General features: G+C 67.6%; 10 protein-coding genes. 2 read left to right on the top strand and 8 right to left on the bottom strand.

What is annotated here, in order from left to right:
* Complete coding sequence (locus FCE95_RS17315; protein ID WP_223266889.1) at positions 1 to 10,524, top strand: ESPR-type extended signal peptide-containing protein; 10,524 nt, start codon at positions 1 to 3, stop codon at positions 10,522 to 10,524.
* A gap of 152 nt (positions 10,525 to 10,676) precedes the next feature.
* Complete coding sequence (locus tag FCE95_RS13165) at positions 10,677 to 11,012, top strand: hypothetical protein (RefSeq protein WP_137267460.1); 336 nt, start codon at positions 10,677 to 10,679, stop codon at positions 11,010 to 11,012.
* 30 nt (positions 11,013 to 11,042) lie between these two features.
* Here FCE95_RS13165 and gspE read toward each other — a convergent pair whose 3' ends face one another.
* From gspE to FCE95_RS13125, 8 genes are all read right to left on the bottom strand, one after another.
* Positions 11,043 to 12,749, bottom strand: a complete 1,707-nt coding sequence (gene gspE, locus FCE95_RS13160) for a type II secretion system ATPase GspE (protein WP_137267459.1) — start codon at positions 12,747 to 12,749, stop codon at positions 11,043 to 11,045.
* Between the two features lie 159 nt (positions 12,750 to 12,908).
* Positions 12,909 to 13,874 carry a transaldolase gene (tal, locus tag FCE95_RS13155; protein ID WP_189644769.1) on the bottom strand — a complete coding sequence of 322 codons (966 nt, stop codon included), beginning with the start codon at positions 13,872 to 13,874 and terminating at the stop codon, positions 12,909 to 12,911.
* An 82-nt stretch (positions 13,875 to 13,956) separates the two neighbouring features.
* Positions 13,957 to 15,174, bottom strand: coding sequence for a CaiB/BaiF CoA transferase family protein (locus FCE95_RS13150; RefSeq protein WP_137267458.1), 1,218 nt, complete (start codon positions 15,172 to 15,174; stop codon positions 13,957 to 13,959).
* Between the two features lie 100 nt (positions 15,175 to 15,274).
* On the bottom strand, positions 15,275 to 17,128 hold the full coding sequence (locus FCE95_RS13145) for a glycoside hydrolase family 127 protein (protein WP_137267457.1): 1,854 nt from the start codon (positions 17,126 to 17,128) through the stop codon (positions 15,275 to 15,277).
* Positions 17,125 to 20,088: a ThuA domain-containing protein gene (locus tag FCE95_RS13140; RefSeq protein WP_189644748.1), complete on the bottom strand. Its 2,964-nt coding sequence runs from the start codon at positions 20,086 to 20,088 to the stop codon at positions 17,125 to 17,127. The genes FCE95_RS13145 and FCE95_RS13140 overlap by 4 nt, the downstream gene beginning before the upstream one ends.
* Positions 20,085 to 22,268: a formylglycine-generating enzyme family protein gene (locus tag FCE95_RS13135; protein WP_137267455.1), complete on the bottom strand. Its 2,184-nt coding sequence runs from the start codon at positions 22,266 to 22,268 to the stop codon at positions 20,085 to 20,087. The genes FCE95_RS13140 and FCE95_RS13135 overlap by 4 nt, the downstream gene beginning before the upstream one ends.
* Positions 22,265 to 23,254 (bottom strand): ribokinase, encoded by a 990-nt coding sequence (locus tag FCE95_RS13130; RefSeq protein ID WP_137267454.1) that lies wholly within the window; start codon positions 23,252 to 23,254, stop codon positions 22,265 to 22,267. Before FCE95_RS13130 ends, FCE95_RS13135 begins: the two co-directional genes overlap by 4 nt.
* The gene (locus FCE95_RS13125) at positions 23,251 to 24,540 is read right to left on the bottom strand and encodes a serine hydrolase domain-containing protein (protein ID WP_137267453.1); all 1,290 of its coding nucleotides are present in this window, start codon (positions 24,538 to 24,540) and stop codon (positions 23,251 to 23,253) included. Before FCE95_RS13125 ends, FCE95_RS13130 begins: the two co-directional genes overlap by 4 nt.
* Positions 24,541 to 24,546: the final 6 nt, after the last annotated feature.

Here is a 24,546-nt window from a genome sequence, read left to right as displayed (position 1 = left end):
ATGAACAGGATTTACAGCAAGGTTTGGAACAAGTCGCTCGGCATGCTGGTGGTCGCATCCGAATTCGCCAAGCAATCCCACGGCATCGTCGGCGCCGCGCGCGCGACGCCTCTCGCAGCAACCTTCCTCGCTTTGTCGATCAGTGGAGCGCTATGGAGCCTGCCGGCCAGCGCAGGCAACGTTTGCCAACAACTCGGCGGCGGCACCGCGCCGACCGCGAGCGGCACCAACGCCTTCGCTTGCGGCGGCGGCGCGCAAGCCAGCGGCCAGGTATCCACCGCGCTGGGTTACGGCGCGCTGGCGAACGCGACGGGCGCGACCGCGACCGGTTCGGGCGCGCGCGCCATCGCCAACAACGCCACGGCGCTGGGTCGCCAAGCGGCAGCGGGCGGCACGGCGAGCGTGTCCATCGGTTACGGTTCTTCCGCTTCGGCCAGCGCTACGAACGGCGTGGCCGTCGGCGCCAACGCGCGCTCCGGCGCCGCCGACAGCGTGGCGTTGGGTTCGGGTTCGCTCGCCACCGAAGCGAATACGGTTTCGGTCGGCAGCGGCGACGGCAGCACGGGTCCGGCGACGCGCCGCATCGTCAACGTCGGCGACGGCGTCAACGCGCACGATGCGGTCAACAAGGGACAACTCGATGCGCTGGCCGATGATTTCGTAGACGCCACGCGCTACTTCCAAGCGACCGGCGCGAACGACGGCAGCGACGACGCCATCGCCAGCGGCTCCGAAGCCACCGCGGCCGGTGCAGGCGCGGTCGCCAGCGGCGACGGCAGCACCGCGGTCGGCGCTTCCAGCGTCGCTTCGGGCAACGGTTCGACGGCGGTCGGCTTCGTCAACACGGCCAGCGGCGCGGACGCCAGCGCGGTGGGCAACTTCAACGACGCCAGCGGCGACGGCAGCAATGCCTTCGGCCGCAACAACGTCGTCTCCGGCACGAACGGCAATGCGTTCGGCGGCGACAATACCGTCGAAGGCGAGAACGCGACGGCGGTGGGCAATGGCAATGTCGCCAGCGGTTTGAACAGTTTCGCTGGCGGTTCCAACAGCACCGCATCGGGCGAAGACAACGTCGCGCTCGGCAATGGTGCGGTGGCCGATGGCGAGATCGGAGCGATTGCGATCGGTTCGGGCGCCTCGGCGAGCAATGCCTACACCGCGGCGGTCGGCACCGAAGCTTCGGCTTCGGGTCTGCAGGCCACGGCGAACGGTTTCCGTTCGAACGCTTCGGGCGATGGTTCTTCCGCGATCGGCAGCTACAGCGTCGCCAGCGCGTTCGGTGCGCAAGCTTTGGGTTATGGCGCTGAAGCCAGTGGCGATCTGGATACGGCCGTCGGCTTCGGCGCATTGGCTAGCGGCGGTGATTCCACAGCCGTGGGTTCGCAAGCCATCGCCAGCGGCACCAATAGCGTGGCGGTGGGTGGCGCGCTGTTCGGCTTCTTGCCGGCGGAGGCTTCGGGCTCGTTCGCCGTCGCCGTGGGCGGCGGTGCCTACGCGAGCGAGTTCAATGCAGTGGCGCTGGGCAACAACGCCAACGCCGTAGCACGCAACAGCGTGGCCATCGGTGGCGATTCGGTCGCCGATCGCGAAGACAGCGTATCGGTGGGCAGCTCCGGTAACGAACGCCAGATCACCAATGTGGCGGCCGGTACGGAAGAGACGGATGCGGTGAATGTCGGTCAGCTGACCGATGCGACCCGTTACTTCAAGGCGAACGGTGCGGGCGACGGCTCGGACGACGCCGAAGCAGTAGGCGAATTCGCCATCGCCTCAGGTGCGAATGCGTATGCGAACGGCGATACCGCCGCCGCTTACGGTTCGGGTTCTTCGGCCATCGGCAACGGCGCAACCGCCACCGGCAACCAATCGGCGGCCACGGCGGACAACGCCACCGCCAACGGCAATGGCGCCAGCGCCAGTGCCGCCGGCGCGACCGCCATCGGCGGCCAGCGCGCACTGGTGGACGACGAAGGCAATCCGATCCTGGACGAAGACGGCAACCCGATGTACGCCAGCACCGAAGCCAATGGCGTGGATGCCACGGCCGTGGGCGCAGGCGCTTCGGCGACCGGTGCAGCGGGCGCGACGGCTTTGGGCGCGGGCGCTTCGGCGTCCAACTCCTACGCCACCGCTTCGGGCACCGAATCGTCCGCGTCCGGTCTGCAATCGACGGCCAACGGTTTCCGTTCCAACGCCTCCGGCGACGGTTCGTCGGCCATCGGCGGCTACACCGTCGCCTCGGGCTTCGGCGCGCAAGCGCTCGGCTACGGCGCGGAAGCCAGCGCCGACAACACCACCGCGGTCGGTTTCGGCGCCGCGGCCAGCGGCGAAGAAGCCACCGCCGTCGGCGGCAGCACGTTCTTCGGTCTGATCAACACCCGCGCTTCGGGCACCGGCGGTTCCGCGTTCGGCACCGGCGCGTGGGCCACCGGCGAGTACTCCACTTCGGTCGGCCATAACAGCTATGCGGATGGAGAAGGCAGCGTCGCCGTCGGCGTGAACGCTTTCGCGCTGAACGACAATAGCGTCGCCATCGGCGCGGATTCGGAAACCGATCGCGCCAACAGCGTGTCGGTCGGTTCGGCGGGCAACGAACGCCAGATCACCAATGTCGCGGCCGGCACGGAAGAGACGGATGCGGTGAACGTCGGCCAGCTGACCGACGCGACCCGCTATTTCAAGGCCAACGGCGCCAACGACGGCAGCGACGACGCCGAAGCGGTCGGCGAATTCGCCATCGCCTCGGGCGCGAATGCGTACGCGAACGGCGATACCGCCGCCGCTTACGGTTCGGGTGCCTCGGCCATCGGCAACGGCGCCACGGCGACCGGAAATCAGTCGGCGGCGACCGCCGACAACGCCACCGCCAACGGCAACGGTGCGAACGCGTCGGCGGCCAGCGCGACGGCCATCGGCGCCCAGCGCGCGCTGGTCGACGACGACGGCAATCCGATCCTGGACGAAGACGGCAACCCGATGTACGCCAGCACCGAAGCCAGCGGCGCGGAAAGCACCGCCGTGGGCGCGGGCGCGACCGCCGGCGGCAACGGCGCCACGGCGCTCGGCGTCGGCGCGAACGCGGCCGGCTTGAACAGCGTCGCGCTCGGCATCGACGCATCGGCGACCGGCGACCGCTCCTTCGCGGTCGGCAGCGGCTCGCGCGCGGAGGGCACCTACAGCATTTCCATCGGCGAACTGAGCCGCGCATCCGCGGAAGAAACCACCGCGGTGGGTGCGGGTTCGTGGGCGTCGCAATCCGGCGGCACCGCCATCGGTGTCAGCGCTTGGGCTACCGGCGCCAACACCACCGCGGTCGGCCCGGCGGCTTGGGCCAGCGGCAGCGGCGCGACTTCGATCGGCTTGAACAGCTGGGCCCCGGGCGCCAGCTCGACGGCGGTCGGCCGCGGCGCCTTCGCTTATGACGATTACACCATCGCGCTCGGTTATCAGGCTTTGGCGGACAACATCCACGCCATCGCGGCCGGCACCAATTCCTATGTTTCCGGCGAAGCGGGCGTCGCGCTCGGCGCGGGCACCGAAGTCAGCGGCGCGCAATCGGTGGCGCTGGGTTCGGGTTCGCTCGCCGACCGCGACAACAGCGTGTCGGTCGGTTCCGCGGGCAACGAACGCCAGATTACGAATGTCGCCGCCGGCACCGAAAACACCGATGCGGTGAACCTGGCGCAGTTGAACGAAGTGGCCGACAGCGTCGAAGACGCCAACCACTACTTCGCCGCCAACGGCGCCAACGACGGCAGCGACGATGCCGTGGCTTCCGGCGCCGACAGCGTCGCCGCAGGTCCCGGCGCGGTCGCCAGCGGCGACGGCAGCACGGCCATCGGCGCGTACAGCGTGGCTTCGGGCAACGGCGCCAGCGCGTTGGGCTTCGTCAACACCGCCAGCGGTGCGGACGCCAGCGCAGTGGGCAACTTCAACGACGCCAGCGGCGACGGCAGCAATGCCTTCGGCCGCAACAACGTCGCAGTCGGCGCGAATGCCAATGCGCTCGGCGGCGATAACTTGGCCGAAGGCGACGACAGCAACGCCATCGGCAGTTTGAATGTCGCCAGCGGCGCGGGCGCCAGCGCGATCGGCACGTCGAATACGGCGTCCGGCGATTTCGCGAACGCCGTCGGCCAGGGCAACGAAGCCAGCGGCTTCTCGAGCAATGCGCTGGGCACCGGCAACCAAGCGACGGGCGACCTCGCCACGGCGATCGGCAACGGCAATACGGCCAGCGGCGCGAACAGCTTCGCCGGCGGTTCCAACAGCACCGCGTCGGGCGAAGACAACGTCGCGCTCGGCAATGGCGCGGTAGCGGATGGCGAGATCGGTGCGATCGCGATCGGTTCGGGCGCCTCGGCGAGCAATGCTTACACCGCGGCGGTCGGTACCGAAGCTTCGGCTTCTGGGCTGCAAGCGACCGCTTCGGGCTTCCGTTCGAATGCCTCCGGCGATGGTTCTTCGGCGATCGGCAGCTACAGCGTCGCCAGCGCGTTCGGTGCGCAAGCTCTGGGCTACGGCGCAGAGGCGAGCGGCGATCTGGATACGGCCGTCGGCTTCGGTGCGCTCGCCAGCGGCGGCGATTCGACCGCGGTCGGCTCGCAAGCCATCGCCAGCGGTACCAATAGCGTGGCGGTCGGTGGCGCCTTGTTCGGCTTCCTGCCGGCGGAAGCGTCCGGCTCGTTCGCCGTCGCCGTCGGTGGCGGCGCTTACGCCAGCGAGTTCAATGCAGTGGCACTAGGCAACAATGCGAACGCCGTGGCGCGCAACAGCGTGGCCATTGGTGGCGATTCGGTCGCCGATCGCGAAGACAGCGTGTCGGTGGGCCGTGCGGGCAACGAACGCCAGATCACCAACGTTGCCGCGGGCACGGAAGAGACGGATGCGGTCAATGTCGGTCAGCTGACCGATGCGACTCGCTACTTCAAGGCTAACGGCGCAGGCGATGGCAGCGACGATGCCGAAGCGGTCGGCGAATTCGCCATCGCCTCGGGCGCGAATGCGTATGCGAACGGCGATACCGCCGCCGCTTACGGTTCGGGCTCCTCGGCCATCGGCAATGGTGCGACGGCGACGGGCAATCAGTCCGCCGCGACGGCGGACAACGCTACGGCTAACGGCAATGGCGCCAGCGCCAGTGCCGCGGGTGCGACCGCTATCGGCGGCCAGCGTGCGCTGGTCGACGACGAAGGCAATCCGATCCTGGACGAAGACGGCAACCCGATGTACGCCAGCACCGAAGCCAATGGCGTCGATGCCACGGCGGTCGGCGCAGGCGCTTCGGCCACGGGCGAAGCCGGATCCACCGCCCTCGGCGCGGGCGCCAGCGCGAGCAATTCGTATGCGACCGCCACCGGCACCGAGTCTTCGGCCTCCGGTTTGCAGTCCACCGCGAACGGCTTCCGCGCCAATGCTTCGGGCGACGGCTCCTCGGCCTTCGGCGGCTACACCGTCGCTTCGGGCTTCGGTTCCACTTCGCTCGGTTATGGCGCTTGGGCCACCAACAGCAACGCCACAGCCATAGGCTTCAACGCATTGGCCATCGGCGCGGAGAGCACCGCGATCGGCGGCACCACCGCCAACGGTCTGGTCAGCACGCAAGCGCGCGGCACCGGCGCTGCGGCCTTCGGCAACGGCGCCTGGGCCACCGGCGAATACAGCACGGCCATCGGCCACAACAGTTGGGCTTACGGCGACGATAGCGTCGCGCTGGGCGTCAATGCGTTGGCGATCGAAGCCAATAGCGTGGCGATCGGCGCCAACTCAGAAGCCGACCGCGCCAATACCGTGTCGGTGGGCGCGGCGGGTGCGGAGCGTCAAATCGCCAACGTCGCCGCCGGCACCGAAGACACCGATGCGGTGAACCTGGCGCAGTTGAACGAAGTGGCCGACGGCGTCGAAGACGCCAACCACTACTTCGCCGCCAACGGCGCCAACGACGGCAGCGACGATGCCGTGGCTTCCGGCGCCGACAGCGTCGCCGCAGGTCCCGGCGCGGTCGCCAGCGGCGACGGCAGCACGGCCATCGGCGCGTACAGCGTAGCTTCGGGCAACGGCGCCAGCGCGTTGGGCTTCGTCAACACCGCCAGCGGTGCGGACGCGAGCGCGGTCGGCAATTTCAACGACGCCAGCGGCGACGGCAGCAATGCCTTCGGCCGCAACAATGTCGTTTCCGGCACGAACGGCAATGCGTTCGGCGGCGACAACACCGTCGAAGGCGAGAACGCGACGGCCGTGGGTAACGGCAATGTCGCCAGCGGTTCGAACAGCTTCGCCGGCGGTTCCAACAGCACCGCGTCGGGCGAAGACAACGTCGCGCTCGGCAATGGTGCGGTGGCGGACGGCGAGATCGGCGCCATCGCGATCGGTTCGGGTGCCTCGGCGAGCAATGCTTACACCGCAGCGGTCGGCACCGAAGCTTCGGCTTCGGGTTTGCAAGCCACAGCGAACGGTTTCCGTTCGAACGCCTCGGGCGACGGTTCCTCGGCGATCGGCAGCTACAGCGTTGCCAGCGCGTTCGGTGCGCAAGCTCTGGGCTACGGTGCCGAGGCGAGCGGCGATCTGGATACGGCCGTCGGCTTCGGCGCGCTCGCCAGCGGCGGCGATTCCACCGCGGTCGGCTCGCAGGCCATCGCCAGCGGCACCAACAGTGTGGCCGTCGGTGGCGCGCTGTTCGGCTTCCTGCCGGCGGAAGCCTCCGGTTCGTTCGCCGTCGCCGTCGGTGGCGGCGCTTACGCCAGCGAGTTCAACGCGGTGGCGCTAGGCAACAACGCGAACGCCGTGGCGCGCAACAGCGTGGCCATCGGCGGCGACTCGGTCGCCGATCGCGAAGACACGGTGTCGGTGGGCAGCTCCGGCAACGAACGCCAGATCACCAATGTCGCAGCCGGCACGGAAGAGACGGATGCGGTCAATGTCGGTCAGCTGACCGATGCGACCCGCTACTTCAAGGCCAATGGCGCGGGCGACGGCTCGGATGATGCCGAAGCGGTAGGCGAATTCGCCATCGCCTCGGGTGCGAATGCGTACGCGAACGGAGACACCGCCGCCGCTTACGGTTCGGGTTCGGCCGCGATCGGCAACGGCGCGACGGCGACCGGCAACCAGTCGGCCGCCACGGCGGACAACGCCACGGCCAACGGTAACGGCGCGAACGCGTCGGCAGCCGGCGCCACGGCCATCGGCGGCCAGCGTGCATTGGTGGACGACGAAGGCAATCCGATCCTGGACGAAGACGGCAATCCGATGTACGCAACGACCGAAGCCAGCGGCGTCGATGCCACGGCGGTCGGCGCAGGCGCTTCGGCCACCGGCGAAGTCGGCTCCACCGCCATCGGCGCCGGCGCTTCTTCGTCGAACGCCTACGCCACGGCCCTGGGCACCGAAGCTTCGGCTTCCGGCTTGCAATCCACCGCGACCGGCTTCCGCAGCAACGCTTCGGCCGACGGCGCGTCGGCCTTCGGCGGCTACACCGTCGCTTCGGACTTCGGCGCTTCGGCGCTGGGCTACGGCGCCGAGGCTACCGGCGACAACACCACCGCCGTGGGCTTCGGTTCGTCGGCGAGCGGTGCGGAAGCCACGGCGGTCGGCGGCTCGACCTTCTTCGGTCTGATCAACACCCGCGCTTCGGGCACCGGCGGTTCCGCGTTCGGTACCGGCGCGTGGGCGACCGGCGAATACTCCACTTCGGTCGGCCATAACAGTTGGGCCGACGGCGACGGCAGCGTGGCCATCGGCGTGAACAGCGTCGCGAGCGAGGCCAACAGCGTCGCACTGGGTGCGGGTTCGGAAGCCGATCGCGCCAATACCGTATCGGTCGGCTCGGCAGGCAGCGAGCGCCAAATCGCCAACGTCGCCGCAGGCACCGAAGACACCGATGCGGTCAACGTCGCGCAATTGAACGAAAGCACCGCCGCGGCCACGCGCTACTTCCAGGCCAACGGCGCCAACGATGGCAGCGACGATGCCGAAGCGGTCGGCGAATTCGCCATCGCCTCGGGCGCGAATGCGTACGCGAACGGCGATACCGCGTCTGCGTACGGCGCTGGCTCGGCTGCGATCGGCAACGGCGCGACCGCGACCGGCAATCAGTCCGCCGCGACTGCGGACAACGCCACCGCCAACGGCAACGGCGCGAATGCATCGGCGACCGGAGCGACCGCCATCGGCGGTCAGCGCGCGCTGGTGGACGACGAAGGCAATCCGATCCTGGACGAAGACGGCAACCCGATGTACGCAACGACCGAAGCCAGCGGCGTCGATGCCACGGCGGTCGGCGCAGGCGCTTCGGCGACCGGCGCAGCGGGCGCGACGGCTTTGGGTGCGGGCGCTTCGGCCTCCAACTCTTACGCCACAGCCAGCGGTACCGAATCGTCCGCGTCCGGTCTGCAATCGACGGCGAACGGTTTCCGTTCGAATGCCTCCGGCGACGGCTCCAGCGCCATCGGCGGCTACACCGTCGCTTCGGGCTTCGGCGCGCAAGCGCTCGGCTATGGCGCGGAAGCCAGCGCCGACAACACCACTGCGGTTGGGTTCGGCGCCGCAGCAAGCGGCGAAGAAGCCACGGCGGTCGGCGGTTCGACCTTCTTCGGTCTGATCAACACTCGCGCTTCGGGCACCGGCGGTTCCGCGTTCGGCACCGGCGCTTGGGCGACCGGCGAATACTCCACTTCGGTCGGCCACAACAGCTGGGCCGATGGCGACGGCAGCGTGGCCATCGGCGTGAACAGCGTCGCCAGCGAAGCCAACAGCGTCGCGCTAGGTGCGGGTTCGGAAGCCGATCGCGCCAACACCGTGTCGGTCGGCGCGTCGGGTGCGGAGCGTCAAATCGCCAACGTCGCCGCAGGCACCGAAGGCACCGACGCCGTCAATCTCGACCAGTTGAACGAGGTCGCCGACAACGTCGAAAGCGCCACGCGTTACTTTAAGGCCAACGGCGCCAACGACGGCAGCGACGACGCATCGGCCACCGGCGCGAATAGCGTCGCCGCCGGTCCGGGCGCCGCCGCCAGCGGCGACGGCAGCGCGGCGTTCGGCGCGCAGGCGACGGCCAGCGCGGCGAACAGCGTGGCCTTGGGATCGGGCTCCGTCGCCGATCGCGAGAACACGGTCTCGGTCGGCGCCGCCGGCGCGGAACGCCAGATCGCCAACGTGGCCGCCGGCAGCGCGGACACCGATGCGGTCAACGTGGCGCAGTTGAACGAAGTCGCTAACGGCGCGGCGCAAGCCAGCAAGTTCTTCAAGGCCAACGGCGAGAACGGCTCCACCGCCAGCGGCGAGAACAGCTTGGCGGCCGGCGCTTCGTCCGTCGCTTCCGGCGTGCGCGGCACCGCGGTCGGCGCGGCCAGCCAGGCCACCGGCGACCTGTCCACCGCGGTCGGCAGCGACTCGCTGGCGCAGGGCGTGAACAGCGTCGCGCTCGGTTCCACCAGCTTCGCTTCGGCGAGCGGCTCGGTGGCGATCGGCGCGAACGCGAACGCGCGCTCGGCGAACAGCGTGGCGATCGGCCAAGGCGCCAGCGTCAGTTCGTTGAACACCAACTCGGTCGCGCTGGGCGCCAACTCGGTCACCAGCCGCTCGAACACGGTGTCCATCGGCAGCGCCGGCAACGAACGTCAGATCACCAACGTCAAGGCCGGTACGGCGGCGACCGATGCGGTGAACCTGGGCCAGGCGCAGAGCATCGCCACCGCTTTGGGCGGTGGCGCCAGCTACTCGTCGGCCGGCGCGTTCGTGGCGCCGACATACACGATCCAGGGCGGCACTTACCGCAACGTCGGTGCGGCGTTCACCGCGGTGGACAACAAGCTCAACAACTTGCAGACCCAGGTGAACAACATCCAGGTCGGCACGCAGAGCAATGCCACCGCCGGTTCCACCGTCGCCAGTTCGGCGCCTGTAAGCCAAGCGCCGGTCGGCACCGCACCGAGCGGCAGCGGTCCGGTGGCGAGCTCCGCAGCTCCCACGCCGGCCGCGGCCAGCCCGAACGCCTACGGCCAAGGCGCGCAAGTCACCGCCGAGAACGCCGTCGCGCTGGGCGACAACTCGGTGGCCGACCGCGCCAACACCGTATCGGTGGGCTCGGAAGGCGGCGAACGCCAGGTCGCCAACGTCGCCGCGGGCACGCGCAACACCGACGCCGTCAACGTCAACCAGATGCGGACCGCCAATTCGCAGACGCTGTCGTCGGCGCAGGCCTACACCGACATCCGGTTCAATGCGATCGAGGACGATTTCAACGCGTTCCGCGGACAGGTCGACCGCCAGTTCCAGTTGCAGGACGAGCGCATGAACCAGATCGGCGCCCTCGGCACCGCGATGACCCAGATGACGGCCAACGCAGCGAACGGCAACAGCGCCCGCGGCCGCATCGCGGTCGGTGCCGGTTTCCTCGGCGGGGAACAGGCCATCTCGATCGGCTACGGCAAGAAGATCGGCGAGCGGGCTTCGTTCACCCTGGGCGGCGCGTTCAGCGGCGACGAGAAATCGGCGGGCATCGGCTTCGGCGTCGACTTGTAACCGATAGCGTCGTGCAACAGCGAAAAGCCCGGCGCAAGCCGGGCTTTTTGTTTGCGGGTACCTTATGTATTCATCGCGACGGGTTTGGGTTTGACGGCAACGCGTCTCTTTCTCCAGAATCCTCGATCACGACTCGCTTGCGGACGACATAGATGGGCGCGGCATCGACGCAGGAAGTCATCGCTGAAATACAGGTCGAATTCGCCTTGCTACCTTCACTCGGGCAAAGGCGCGGAACTTATCGTCCCAATCATAAGCACCCGCACACGGGCGATTTTTTTCTCGGCCAGGTCGCTTTTCAAAATGGCCACGTCGATGCAGGCAGCGTCGCCAGAGCGGTAGCTCGAGTACTCTTGCGCGCCGAAGACCTGGACTCCTTGATCCGTGCCGGCGCCTGGGAAGTTTGGGAGGGCTCGACTCTTGTCGGCCACATCGAAATAATCGGGCCGGCCGCCGTCGACTCGATTCAAGGCGATGCCGTTTCGTAGGCGCTTGAGGCACGCGACGCCTCGCTCCGGTCAGGCGTCCTCGGTAACGCGCAGCACTTCTTCAATCGTGGTCGTGCCCGCCAGCGCTTTGACGATGCCGTCCTCGTACATCGTGCGCATGCCGTTCTGGCGGGCCAGCTGCTCGATCTCGCCCATGCCCGCGTGGCGCATCACCGCGCGGCGCAGCTCGTCGTTCATCACCAGGAATTCCATGATCGTGGTGCGACCCAGGTAACCGGTCGGCGCGATCGCCGAACCGCGCGGGCGGTACAGGTAAATCTCGCCCTGCGGCTGGTAGCGGCGCAGGCCGAATTTCTCGATCTCCTCGGGCGAAGCCGGATAGCGTTCCGCATGGGTCGGTTCCAGCCTGCGCACCAGGCGCTGCGCGAGGATGCCGTTCACGGTGGACGTCAGCAGATAGTCCTCGACGCCCATGTCGAGCATGCGGGTGATGCCGCCGGCTGCGTTGTTGGTGTGCAGCGTGCTCAGCACCAGGTGGCCGGTGAGCGCGGACTGGATCGCGATGCGCGCGGTTTCCAGGTCGCGCATTTCGCCGATCATGATGATGTCCGGGTCTTGGCGGACGATGCTGCGCAGCGCGTTGGCGAAGTCCAGGCCGATCTGCGGCTTGGCCTGGATCTGGTTGATGCCTTCGATCTGGTATTCGACCGGATCCTCTACGGTGATGATCTTCACGTCCGCCGTATTGAGCTTGGACAGCGCCGTGTACAGCGTGGTGGTCTTGCCCGAACCGGTCGGACCGGTGACCAGCAGGATGCCGTGCGGCTGATCCAGCACTTTCTGGAATTGCGGCAAGAATTGGTCGGTGAAGCCCAGCTTATGGAAATCGAACACCACCGTCTCGCGATCCAGCAAGCGCATCACCACGCTCTCGCCGTGCGCGGTCGGCACCGTGCTGACGCGCAGGTCCAGCTCCTTGCCCTGCACGCGCAGCATGATGCGGCCGTCCTGCGGCAGGCGGCGCTCGGCGATGTTGAGCTTGGCCATGATCTTGATGCGGCTGATCACCGCCGCGGTGAGGTTCGAAGGCGGGCTCTCGCCCTCCTCCAGCACGCCGTCGATGCGGTAGCGCACCTTCAGCCGGTTCTCGAACGGCTCGATATGGATGTCCGAGGCGCGCATCTCGACCGCGCGCTGGATGATCAGGTTCACCAGCCGGATCACCGGCGCTTCGGAAGCCAGATCGCGCAGGTGTTCGACGTCGTCCAGATCGCCGCTCTCGCCTTCCGCGGTCTCCACGATCGCGCCCATCGCGCTGCGGCCCTGGCCGTACCAGCGTTCGATCAGATCGTCGATCTCCGAACGCAGCGCCACCGCGACCTTCACCTCGCGCTGGGTCGCCAGGCGCACCGCGTCGAGCGCGTAGGCGTCCTGCGGGTCGGCCATCAGCAGGCCGATCTCGGTATCGGTTTGGGCCAGCGGGCAGATATGGAATTGCTTCAGGAATTTGGCCGACAACGCGATGCCTTCCGGCGGCAGTTCCGGCGCGTCCTTGGCGTTGACCAGCGGCAGGTCCAGCACCTCGGCCGCGGTCGCCGCATGGTCGCGTTCGGAAACCAAACCCAGCCGCGCCAGCAGCCCTAGCAGGCTGCCGCCCGCCTCTTCCTGCAGGCGCCGGGCGCGCGCCAGATCGGCGTCCTTGAGGCGGCCTTTGGCGGTCAGGGCGGCGACGATGCGTTCGTCGGCGTCGGCGATAATGGGGGCGATGGTGTCCATGGCCGGCCACTTTAGCAGCCTTGCCGGACAGGAATAACCGCCCCGTTCATAGGACCGAGAGGGCCCTGGTTTGTGTAGAGCGGAGCTTGCTCCGCTGCTTTATTTGGAGCAAGGGCAGCGGAGCAAGCTCCGCTCTACACGAGCAGAAGCGACGGCCGATCAGCGCAAGCGCGCGGCGATCCCTTCGCGCAACGCGGCCAGGTCCTTGGCGAAGATTTCGATGCCGTCGCGCAACTTGTCCGTCGCCATCGCGTCTTTGGCCAAATCCTGGCGGAAACGCGCCTCGTCGATGGGCGCGTCGGCGCTCTGCACGGCGTCCTTGGACGGGGTCAGCTTGCGCAAGACGGTGCCGGTCTCGGCTTCGAGCTTGTCCAGCAAGTCGGGCGAAATCGTCAGCCGGTCGCAGCCGGCCAGCGCCTCGATCTGCGCGGTCGAACGGAACGAGGCACCCATCACCACCGTCGCCGCGCCGCGCCGCTTGAACGCGTCGTACACGCCGCGCACGAAAACCACGCCGGGATCGGCGTCGATCGAGGCCGGCGCCTGTCCGTGCGCGACGTACCAATCCAGGATGCGGCCGACGAACGGCGACACCAGAAATACGCCCGCCTCGGCGCAGGCCAGCGCCTGGGTCTTGTTGAAGATCAAGGTGAGATTGCAGTCGATGCCTTCGCGCTGCAGCCGTTCGGCGGCGCGGATGCCTTCCCAGGTGGCGGCGATCTTGATCAGCACGCGTTCGCGGCCGATGCCGACCGCTTCGTACATCGCCATGAACTCGCGCGCCTTGGCGACGGTCGCTTCGGTGTCGTACGACAAATCGGCGTCGACTTCGGTGGACACGCGTCCGGGGATCAAACCGAGCAGGCGCCGGCCCACGCCGATGGTCAGATGGTCGGCCACCGCCGCGGCGATGCGCGCGGGGTCGCCCGACTGCGCCTTGCCCCAGCGCAATTGCGCTTCGATCAGGTCCGCGTAAACGGGCAGATCCAGCGCTTTGCGCACGATGGTCGGATTGGTGGTGCAGTCGACCGGACGCAGCCGTTCGACGGCTTCGTAATCGCCGGTATCGGCCACCACCACAGACATTTCGCGCAGTTGCGCGAGCTTCGAAGCCGACGCGGGCAAGATCGGAGTAGCGGAGTCCATGCTCATGCGGAGTCCATCGGGGGAATGCTTCGATTATCGCGCAAGTCGCCGCGCGCCGCGTTCACCCGCCGTTACGGATTTTGCCCGCGCCGTGCGGATGCGCAGGCGCGGTTCCCGCCGCGGCGAGCACCGCGTCGGTGTGCTGGCCGAGCGCGGGCGCCGCGAACGGCTCGGGGCCCGGCGTGCGCCCGAACTTGATCGGATGGATCACGCCGCGGTAGCGGCCGACCAGCGGATGCTCGAGCGTGCCGATCATGCCTTCGGCTTGCACCTGCGGATGGTCGAACATGTCTTCGATCCGCCGCGCCGCCGCGCACGGCACCTCGTCGCCGAACAGGGTTTCCCATTCCGCCGCGCTGTGCGCGGCCAGGGCTTCGTGCAGTTTCGGCACGATGTCCGCCGCACGCTCGGCGCGCTTGCGCACCGTGTCGTAGCGCGGATCCTCGGCCAACGCGTCCAACCCGGTCTTCTCGCACAGGGCTTTCCAGAAATGCGCGGTGTTGGCGGAGATGTAGATGTAGCCTTCGCGCGCCGGATGGATGCCGGTGACGCCGCCCGAACGCATGTCGCGGCCGATGTCCAGCGCTTCGCCTTCGGCCCAGATCATCCGCGCCGATTGCATGGTCAACGCGCTGCGCAGCAGGGAAACGCCCACGAACTGGCCCAGGCCGCTGCGCTCGCGTTCGTACAGCGCCGACGAGACGCCGGCCGCGAGCAACGCCGCCGCGTAGTAATCGACGACCGATCCGTAGACGATTTCCGGCGCACCGTCGCGCTTGCCCTGCAGCGCGCACATGCCGGTCATGGTCTGCAGCACCTGGTCGTAGCCGGCCTTGTCCTTCATCGGTCCGGTTTCGCCGTAACCGGTCACCGCGCAATAGATCAGGCGCGGATTGATCAGATTGAGGCGTTCGTGATCGATGCCCAGGCGCTTGGGCACGCTGGGCCTGAAGTTGTGCACCAGCACGTCGGCGTCGCGCACCAAGCGCAGCAGCACGGCGTGGTCTTCGGGTTTCTTCAGGTCGAGCACTACGCCGCGCTTGCTGCGATTCACGCCGAGGAAGGCGCGGCTTTCGCTGGGCAGCGTGGACGGGTATTGGCGCAGGTTGTCGCCGCCCGGCGGTTCGATCTTGATCACCTCCGCGCCCTGATCGGCGAGGAGCGTGCAGCCGTAAGGGCCGGCGATGTACGCGCTCAGGTCCAGCACCCGCACGCCGCTGAGCGGGCCGGCGGGCGCGGGCCGGGAGGCGGCGCCGTTATGGGGCGGTATCGGATCCATAAGTCGCGTTTTCTGCGGATTCCCCCGCGGACATAGCTTGAACTCTGGGCGAAGGCGCCGCAAAGAAACAGGCCGCATTCATATGTTCTGGCGCCACAAATTATTGGGTGAGCGCGGTCGGCGCCGCCTCGCCCGGCGCCAGCGGCATCCAGGTCAGGCGCCAGGCGCCGTCGTTGCGGCCGCCCGCGCTGAAATAAGGCGCGAAAACGAGGAGCGGACGATAGCCCGGACGCAATTGGATGCGCGGAACGCCGTCGTCCCCGAGCGGCGCTTCCCGCAACCAATCCGATTCCGCTTCCGGCGACAGGCGCAACGTTTCCTCGATCTTAAAGCCGTCGATCAAACCGGTGGCGAACACCAGCGGGCCGCGCGTGATCGCCAGATAGTCGAAGTGCAGCACTTCCTGCCGCACCGGACTGCCGTCCGGCGCGCGCGATTCCTGCACGTTGCGGTTCGCCGCGCGGTGCGTGCGCGGGCGCATCGGAAAACTGGCCACGATTTCGTCGCCCGTTTTCCACTCGCGTTCCACGACGGCGTACCGCCCGGGCTCGATCGGAACGTCCAACGCTCGTCCGTCGATCCGCAACGACGCTCCATCGGCCCACGAAGGTATCCGGATCTTCAACGCGAACCGCGCCGCTCGTTCCGCGGCGATCCGGATCGCAATGCCGCCTTCGTACGGATAAGCCGTTTCCTGTTCGATCGCGATCCGCCCCGCACCAGGCCATTCGAATTCGGCGGAACCGGGCCCGAAAACATTGACGGAAATCGCGCCCTCCTCCGCCGTGTAAGCGACCGCCGGCAATTCCTCCAACGCCATCGCGCCGCTGGATTTGCAGCAGCGCCAATACGTGGTGTGCACGCGCTTGCCGTTGGCGAAGGAGTAGTAGCACCAATCCTCGCCGTTCGGCGCCTGCGCGCCGAGCAGATCGTTGTAGGCCGAACGCTCGATTTCCTCGGCGTAGCGCGCATCGCCGGATATCCGCAGCAATTCGCGGTTCAACTGGATCCAGGCCAAGGTCGAACAGGTTTCGACATAGCCGTACGGACTGAACACGCCGGCGGGATTAAACACTTCGCGCGAGCGGTGCCCCACTCCGCCCCAAGGCCCTCCGCCGAGGGTGAGATGGTTTTCGCGAATGCTGCGCCAAAGGTTTTCGACGGAGCGGCGCAGATCGGGATAGCCCGTGGCCCGGTGCAGCTTCGCGAGACCGACCAGGTTCCAAGCCAGCTGATAGGCCTTCCCGGTCGCGATCTCGGACGCGTCGTCGCCGGCCAAGGCGCGGCTCAACAGCGCCAACGCCGGATTGCGTTCGGCTTGCTCCAGCACCAGCAAGGCCAAATCCAGATAACGCTTGTCGCCGGTGACGAAATACAGCTCTGTCGCCGGGTCCATCAGCACCGTCGCCGACAGGCCATGATGGTTGCCCAGTTCGTTGATGTCGATGCCGCCGTCGGTCAACGCGCGCCAGCACAAATCGCCGATCTTGCGCGCCGCTTCCAGATATTGCGGCGCGGGGAAGTGACGGTAGGTCTCCAGCAGACCCAAGATCAGATAGCTGTGCGTCCAAATATCCCAAGTGCGAACGCTGGGCGCTCCGTCCCAAGTGCCGGGCTTGGGCGGCTGTTTGCGCATGAAACGGCGTTCCGGCGCATAAGTGCCCAGGTAGCCGTCTTCCTCTTGAACCGAAACCAGATAGTCCGCGACTTCGCGCACGTGCGCCGCGAGCGCGGCGTCGCCGCTGCGCGCGGCGGCTTTGGCGGCGGCGTACAACCACTTGCCGGCGTGTTCGCCGTACCAATCGCCTTCGATATTGATGCGCCGGCGTTCCGGCGAGAACACTTCGATCGCAGGACTGCGCTCATCGACGATGAAATGCGACAGGCGACCGCGCCGGTTCGCGTCCAGCGCTTCGCCCAATAAGCCCCGCAATTCGACTTTGGCTTCGTTCATTTCTTCAGGTACCGCGCTACGTCTTCGATCTGTTCCGCGCTCAAGCCCTGCGCCTGCGCGCGCATCGCGCCCTGGCTCAGCGCTTCGACGATGCGCTCGCGCGAACGGCTCGCGATCAGGCTGCGCGGGGGGATATTGCCCTGCGGATGATCATGGCAGATCGCGCAGCGCTGCCCATAGATCGCTTCGCCGTCCAGGCCGGCCAACGCCGGATCCGCCTGCCGCTTCGCTGCCGGCGCCGTTTCGGCCCGGCCCGCGAACTTGCGGCCGCCGAGGCCGAAAGCTTGGATGCGGTCGGTGCCGACGAAAACCAAGCCGCCGCCGAACGCGGGTTCGTTGTATTTGCCGCTGGTGAACAGTTCGCCGGGCGCGCTGCGCCACAGGATATCCAACGTCGACGCATCCAGCGCGTACAGCACCGGCCGCGGCGCATCGGCGCCGCTCAGCAACGCCGAACGGCTGGCGTTTTCGTCCAATATCCAGACGATGGCGTTGCGCGGCCCGTCGCTGGTGACCACGGGCGATCCGGGATTGCCGAGGATCAAGGTTTTCTGGATCTTGTCGACACGCAAGTACGGCGCACCGCCGTTCTTCCTCACCACCGCGATGCGCGCGAGCGAAGGCGGCACGCTGACCGACGATCCTTGCGCGCGCTTGGCATTGCCGGTGACGAACAGGAAATCCTCGCCGGCCGCGTCGCGGAACGCCGCCGGCACGGAACGCGCGCGCGCCAGATCCAGCGCCGCGTCCTGGTCCGAATAAGGGCCGAATACGTTCAAAGGCCCGCGCGTGCCGAACTGCGGCTGCGGTTGCGGCGCCAGCAGCGATCCGTCCTGGGAAGCGTCGTCTCCGCACGGCGGACGCCGATCGAGCCGGCCCGGCAGCTTGTCGCGATCGAGCAGATAGACGTTGCCCTGCTTGCCGCCGACGGCCATCAACCGAGGCGCGGCGTCCGCTTTCGCATCCGGCAGCAATAATGCGCCGCCGGCGCCCAAGTCGATGTCCATCTTGGCCGTGCGGCAGTAGTTGAACGGCGTATAGGTGCCTTGCAGCACGAAACTTTTCGGTCCGGGCTGGGACAGCTTCAGCACCGACTGTGTCCAGTCGTGCAACGAATCCTGATAGCCGTCGAAACCGCTGCCGGTGACCACGTAAACGCTGCCCTGCGCATCCACCGCCGGCCCGCCCGCGCCCCAGATGCCGCCGCTGCCGCGATGCGGCATCGCCACGGCGGCGAAGGCGCTGCTCACTCGGGCTCGACGGGTATCGACAGCCGCGATCCAACCGGTTTCGGTTTCGCCGAACACTACGTACAGCTGCGAACCGTCCGGACTCAAGTTTAACGCGCCGCGCTGCACGCGGAAATCGAAACGCCGCTTCGGCGGCACGCGCTGTGGGCCGGCGTTCGCGTTGACGGCGTTGAAGGTTTCCTCGTCCAGGCGCACCGGCCAACCGGGCAACACATCGCCGCTGGCGATATCCAACGCATAGGCCTGCCAACGCTTCTGCGGATCGCAATGCGCGACGTAAAGACGGCCTTGCGCGATGTCGACGATCGGCGTGCTGAGGATGCCTGTCGGCACGCCGTCCAGCGGCGCCGGCTGCAGATGGCAGGGCGCGGCCAGGCGCGTGCGCCACAGGATGCGCCCGGGCGCGACGTCGCCGCTGCGCCTGGCGTTGATCGCGTAGACATAGCCGTTGCTGCTGGCTGCGAACACCACCGCGAATTCGGCGCCGCGGTGCTGGCCTTTCGTCATCGCGATACGGTCGACGTACAAGGGCGACGCGTACAAGCGCGGCGCTTGGCCGTCCGCGGCGTCGAGCTGAGGGGATTCCCAAACCAGGCCGAACGCATCGCCGGCGACTTTCTCCGGCGTCAGCGCCGTTTCGTTCGAGCGCCAGCCGCTTCGCCCGGAATCGATGTGGAAAGTCGCGCGCCTGGGCTCCGCGCTTCGCGTCGCTTCGCGTTCTGCAGTGCTACCCTTGTCGCCGAGCAGCGCGGCAGCCTCGTTCGGCGCGGCCGAACGCACGCCGTTTTCCGGCACATCCAAACCCGCGGTCCAGAAGATGGCGTTCAGCAGCATCTTCCTGGCATCTGGCTGGTCCAGCGTGCGCAGATAATGCGCGCCGCTGTAGACGAAAGAGCGGCCGCCGCCGTCGCGCTCGAAAGCCCAAGCGACGTTCGCGGCTTCCGCACGGTCCTCGACCAGATAATGCCCATCGCGGTATTGCGGATTCAGCGCGGCTTTCAGGATCGGAACGAATTTCCCGCCGCCCGCCGCGGGGCGGAACGTGGGATAGAACTCATCGCGGTAGGCGAAAGCATCGATGCCGCGCACGAGAGGCTGGCTGGCCGTCGCGGGCACGAGTTCGGCCCACTGCGTCGTCCGGTCGAACATGCCGTAGCGCGCCGCGCCGAGCCAGCGCGGCAAACCGAGAGCGTCGTCCGGCGGCACGGTCGAAGCCTGGTGCAACGCGACCAGGCCGGCGCCGCGGCGCATCGCCGCTTCGAACGCCGCGCGCCGCGCGGCATCGCGCAGCGGATGCTTGTCCAGGCCGTCGAAGTACCAAACGATCGTCGCCGCGCCATCCAGCGCTTTCAGGTCCGCCGGCCAGCCCTCGGGATACGCGGCGACTTCCAGCTTGCCGCGCGCGTCCGGGGACGATTCCAGGATCGCTTCCAGCGCGCGAATGCCGTTCGGATAGTCGTGCAGGCCGGCGCCTTTTTCGCTTTTCGCGCCGCCGATGAGGACGACTTTGCGCGGCGGTTCTCTATTGCAAGCCGCTAGCAGGACGATGCAGCAGGCGACGATCCAAGCCAGCCGTTTCCCCCTTTGAAAAAGGGGGATAAAGGGGGATTTGCTTTTGACCTTCGTAGGAGCAAAAGCAAAAGCAAATCCCCCCTGCCCCCCTTTTTCAAAGGGGGGAACAGCAGAAGCGGTCGAAGAGGCTGGGCTCAATCCGCATCCACCACGCAGCGGAAGCCGACGCAGCCTGAGCGGTCCTTGCTCGGCGCCATCAGCAGGTATTTGCCGTGCTGATCGAGCCGGTAGGCTTGCGGGAAATACCAATGCGAAGTCTGCGGCTGGTAGCTGCTGCCGCCGCGCAGGATCGCCGCGCGGGTGTGTTCGTCGGCGTATTCGTCGGTCCACTGCCAGACGTTGCCGACCATATCCATCACGCCGAACGGACTGGCGCCGGCGGGATGCGCGTCCACGTCGTCCGGCGGCAGCAACGTGCGACCGCGGTTGACCGCCGGCACAGCATCGGCGCGCCAATCGTCGCCCCAAGGATAAAGCCGGCCATCGCCGCCTTGCGCCGCGTACTGCCATTCCCATTCGTGCGGCAGGCGCTTGCCGGCCCACTGCGCGTAAGCCCGGGCGTCTTCGATCGACACCCAAGTCACCGGCTTGTCGCTCCATCCGGGGCGCGGCGCGCCGTCGCGCCAATCGCGCAGGAAGTTGTGCGGATCGCGCGGCGCGTAACCGGTAGCGTCCAGGAAGGCGCGGAACTGCGCATTGGTCACCGGGTAGCGATCGATGTAGTACGGCCGCATCCGCATCCGTCGGCGGTGGCCGCGGCGCGCGCTGCTTTCCCAGGGATATTGCACGTCCACGCCGTCCCAGGTTTGGCCCTCGATCTCGATGCCGCCGACGACGAAGTCGAAATCTCCCGCGGGTATCGCGACCATGCCTTCCGGCGCGGCGGATGCGGCGGCCGTCGGCGCGATTTCGATCTGATGCTGCGGAATGGACCGCCACACGTTCGAAAACGCCTGCAGCGGCGTCTTGGCGCGTTCATGCATCGCGGCCAGGAACTCGACCAGGCCGTCGACCGATTTGCCCGGCGCCAGCGCCAGCACCGCGCCGAAGCCGCGCGCCTCGATCGCGAATTCGAAGATCGCCTGCCCGTCTTCCAAGCGCGGCTGCAGGACGGTGCCGCTCCAAGCGTCGAAATAGCGCGTGCCGTCGCGATGCGCCACCGCGATCTGCTCGCCGGCGACTTCATATTCGTTGCGATTGACCAACGTCCACAGCGTATAGCCGTCGGCGGGGAAGCGGCTGGCGAACACGTCGCGTTGCAAAGCCGCCGCGTAAGGCCGCCAGTCCGGACTGACCATCGCGTCGGGGAATCGGCGCTCGATCGCGGCTATCCGGCGCAGAGCTTCGGCATCGCGCGGCGTCAGCTGGTTCCAGATGCCCCAGATGTTTTCCCAGGCGTTGTAGCCGACTCCGTTGAAGAAGATGTATTGCAGGTCGTTCGTGCGGTCGCGGCCCCAGCGGTTCTCGTAGTTGATCATGTGGCGCGGTTCCAGCCACTTGAACTTGGCCACGGACGGAACCACGTCCGCCGGTACTTTCTTGCCCCAGCTCTGCACGTTCCAGATCAGCGCTTCTTCGGCGCTGATGGTGGATTCGGGCTGCAGCACGACCGGACGGCCGGCCGCATCGCAAGCGTCGAAAAACGCGCGCGGCACGCCGTTGTAGGTGTCGCCGTTGACACCGTCGGCGCCGACCGCCGCGACCAGTTCGGCCATCGTCAGCCAGTCGTTCTTTTCCGGTTCGCGGGTGCCGTTGTCCCAAGGCATGGTCGGCAGGAACACCTTCACGCCGCGGCGATGGAAGTCGTCCACCGCGCCGCGCAGCCCCGCGATGCCGCCGGGCAGGTCGCGGGCCAGGTCGGTTTTGTTGCGGTCGTCGATGCCGATGTTCGGATAGACGAACCAGATCAGCACGCTGTCGATGCCGCCGAAGCGCGCTTCCAGGTCGTCGAGGTAGCGGTCGACGGTGTACTCGCCCGCGACCGGGTCGTAGAAGTACCGGTCCTCGACCATCATCTGCGCGTGCACGAAATTGCGCTGCGCCCATTGCAGTTCCGGCCGGCGGTAGTTGGCGTCGTCGTAACCGATGCGGGTGAGATGCTCGCGGCGCCAGTCGATCAGTTCGGAAATCCAATCGTCGGCGCTGTTGTTGACGTCGATCTTCCAATGGCCGATCTCGGCGAACGGCCAGCCCGGCGCTTTGCCTGGCGTCGGCAGGTAGCGGCCGGTGGTGACGTGCGAGAACTTGAATTCGGTCTTCACCGGCTTGCGCGCGGCGTCGGGAGCGGCGGAAGGATCGTGGTCGTCGTGGGATGTCATGTGATTCGCATCGTGTTCTGGAAGGATCCGCGCGGCGTCCAGCCGCAGTGGACGGCCAGTTCGTCGAGCGCGCCACCGCCCCGCTCCGCATCGCTCGCAAGCAAGGCGCGGACTTCGGCGCGGGTCGGAATGCTCGATTGCGCGCCGAGCCGGGTGCAGGCGAGCGCGGACGCGGCGCCGGCCTCGCGCAGGGCCCGGGCCAGCGGATCGCCCCGGCCCAGCGCGGCGATCAGTGTGCCGCAAAAGGTGTCGCCCGCGGCGGTGGTGTCGACGGCGTCGACGGCGAACGCGGCCTGCAGCAGGATCCGCCCGTCGGCGCGCGCGCAACAGCCGCGCGCGCCCATCGTCACCACCACGCAGGGCACGTCGATCGCGGCCAGGCAAGCGGCGACGCTGCCGCGGCCGCCGGCCAGCAGGGAAAGCTCGCCTTCGTTGACGATCAGCACATCCAGCAACGCGAGCAGCGATGCCGGCAACGGACGCGCCGGCGCCGCATTCAAGGCCACGCGCAAGCCGGCGGCGCGCGCGGCGCGCGCATAGGCTTCGACGGCATCCAGCGGCGTTTCCAGCTGCAGCAACAGATATCCATCGCCGGCGAGATCGGGCAGATGCTCCGGCCGCAAGGCCTCGTTCGCGCCCGGCGCGACGGTGATCGCGTTCTCGGCATCGTCGGACAGGCAGATGAAGGCGGTGCCGGTGGCGCGGTCGCGGGAACGGACGATGTGCAAGCGCACGTCCGCCGCGCGCAAGGAATCCTCCAGCACGGCCGCATACGGATCTTCGCCCAACGCGAGCAGCATCCGCGTCGGCGCGCCGCCGGCGCGGGCGCAAGCCACCGCCTGGTTCGCGCCTTTGCCGCCGGGAAAAGTGGCGAAATCGCGGCCCAGCACGGTTTCGCCCGGCGCGGGAACGTGGCTGGCGCGGACCACGAAATCCAGATTGGCCGAACCGGCCACCAGCACGCCCGAACGCCCCGCGGCGATCATGGCGTCAGCGCCTGATAGACCAGACCGTAGAAATTGCGCGCGATGCGCGGCAAGTCCTTGCGGCCGTCTTCGCGCGGCAAATGCTGCAGCATCAGGATCGCGACCATCTTCTCTTTCGGGTCGATCGTGTACGAAGTCGACGCCGCGCCCGACCAGCCGAACTGGCCGAGCGAACCCGGCTGTCCGCGCTTGGCGACGTCGATCACCACATAGCCGCCCAGGCCGAAGCCTTCGGCGTCGCTGAATTGGGTCACCGGTTTGTCGAGCATGGTCAGGTGGTTCTGCATCATCAATTCGACGGTTTTGCGGCCGAGGATCGATGCGCCGTCGAGCTCGCCGCCGTTGAGCAGCATCTGGCAAAAGCGGGCGTAGTCGCCGGCGGTGGAATACAGGCCGCCGGCGCCGCTGGCGTAGGCGTTCAAGCGCTCGCCGGGGTACTGCGCGCTGCGGCTGGGATCGATGGCCAGGCGGCCGTCGTCGCCCATCCGGGTCAGGTCGGCGATGCGGCCGCGTCGCTCGACCGGGATGTCGAAACCGGTGTCGCGCATCTTCAGCGGATCGAAGATGCGTCGTTGCAAATAGTTTTCGAAACTTTCGCCGACGACGACCTCGACCAGTCGCGCCAGCACTTCGATCGAAGCGCCGTCGTAGCCGAAACGCTTGCCCGGATCGGCGGCCAAAGGCGTGCGGCTCAGCCTTTCGACGAAACCGCGCAGATCGGCCGCGGCGTGCGGATCGATGCGCTCCTGCAGCTTTACCGCGGCTTCGTCGCCTTTCAAGCCTGCCGGAAAACCGGCGGTGTGGGTGAGCAGTTGGCGGATCGTGATCGGTCCCGCCGCCGGCCTCAGTTTCGGCGCATCGGCGCTGCCGCCCGCCAGCACCTGCATCTTCGACAGCTCCGGCAGATAGCGCGAAACCGGATCTTCGAGCGCGATCTTGCCCTGCTCCACCAGCGTCAATACGGCGACCGAAGCCACCGTTTTGGTCATCGAGTAGATGCGGAAGATCGAATCCTTCGCCATCGGTTCTTTGCGCGCGAGATCGCGTTGGCCGTAGGCGCGCCAATCGACGATGCGGCCGTCGCGGACGATCAGGGTGACGCCGCCGAGATAACCGCCGGCGTCCGTCGCTTCGCCCATGAACCGATGCAGGCTTTCCAATCTTTGCGCGGAGAATCCGGCCGACGCCGGAGCCGCGATCGGCAGCGGCACGGGCTCTTCGGCGCGCGCGCAAGCCGGCGTCGCCGCCAGGGCGGCAACGAACAGGCAAAGCGCGCGCAACGTCATCGGTGT

The sequence above is a fragment of the Luteimonas gilva genome, assembly GCF_005239095.1.
Classification (GTDB): Bacteria; Pseudomonadota; Gammaproteobacteria; order Xanthomonadales; family Xanthomonadaceae; genus Luteimonas_C; species Luteimonas_C gilva.
The sequence above is the reverse complement of the archived record's forward strand: the minus strand, read 5'-3'. Positions and strand labels throughout refer to the sequence as shown.

Bases quoted from the DNA above. Each gene is read 5' to 3' on its own strand.
- FCE95_RS13145 (WP_137267457.1), bottom strand. From the start codon at position 17,128: ATGAACGAAGCCAAAGTCGAATTGCGGGGCTTATTGGGCGAAGCGCTG.
- FCE95_RS13125 (WP_137267453.1), bottom strand. From the start codon at position 24,540: ATGACGTTGCGCGCGCTTTGCCTGTTCGTTGCCGCCCTGGCGGCGACG.
- FCE95_RS17315 (WP_223266889.1), top strand. From the start codon at position 1: ATGAACAGGATTTACAGCAAGGTTTGGAACAAGTCGCTCGGCATGCTG.
- FCE95_RS13165 (WP_137267460.1), top strand. From the start codon at position 10,677: ATGGGCGCGGCATCGACGCAGGAAGTCATCGCTGAAATACAGGTCGAA.
- FCE95_RS13130 (WP_137267454.1), bottom strand. From the start codon at position 23,254: ATGATCGCCGCGGGGCGTTCGGGCGTGCTGGTGGCCGGTTCGGCCAAT.
- FCE95_RS13150 (WP_137267458.1), bottom strand. From the start codon at position 15,174: ATGGATCCGATACCGCCCCATAACGGCGCCGCCTCCCGGCCCGCGCCC.
- gspE (WP_137267459.1), bottom strand. From the start codon at position 12,749: ATGGACACCATCGCCCCCATTATCGCCGACGCCGACGAACGCATCGTC.
- FCE95_RS13135 (WP_137267455.1), bottom strand. From the start codon at position 22,268: ATGACATCCCACGACGACCACGATCCTTCCGCCGCTCCCGACGCCGCG.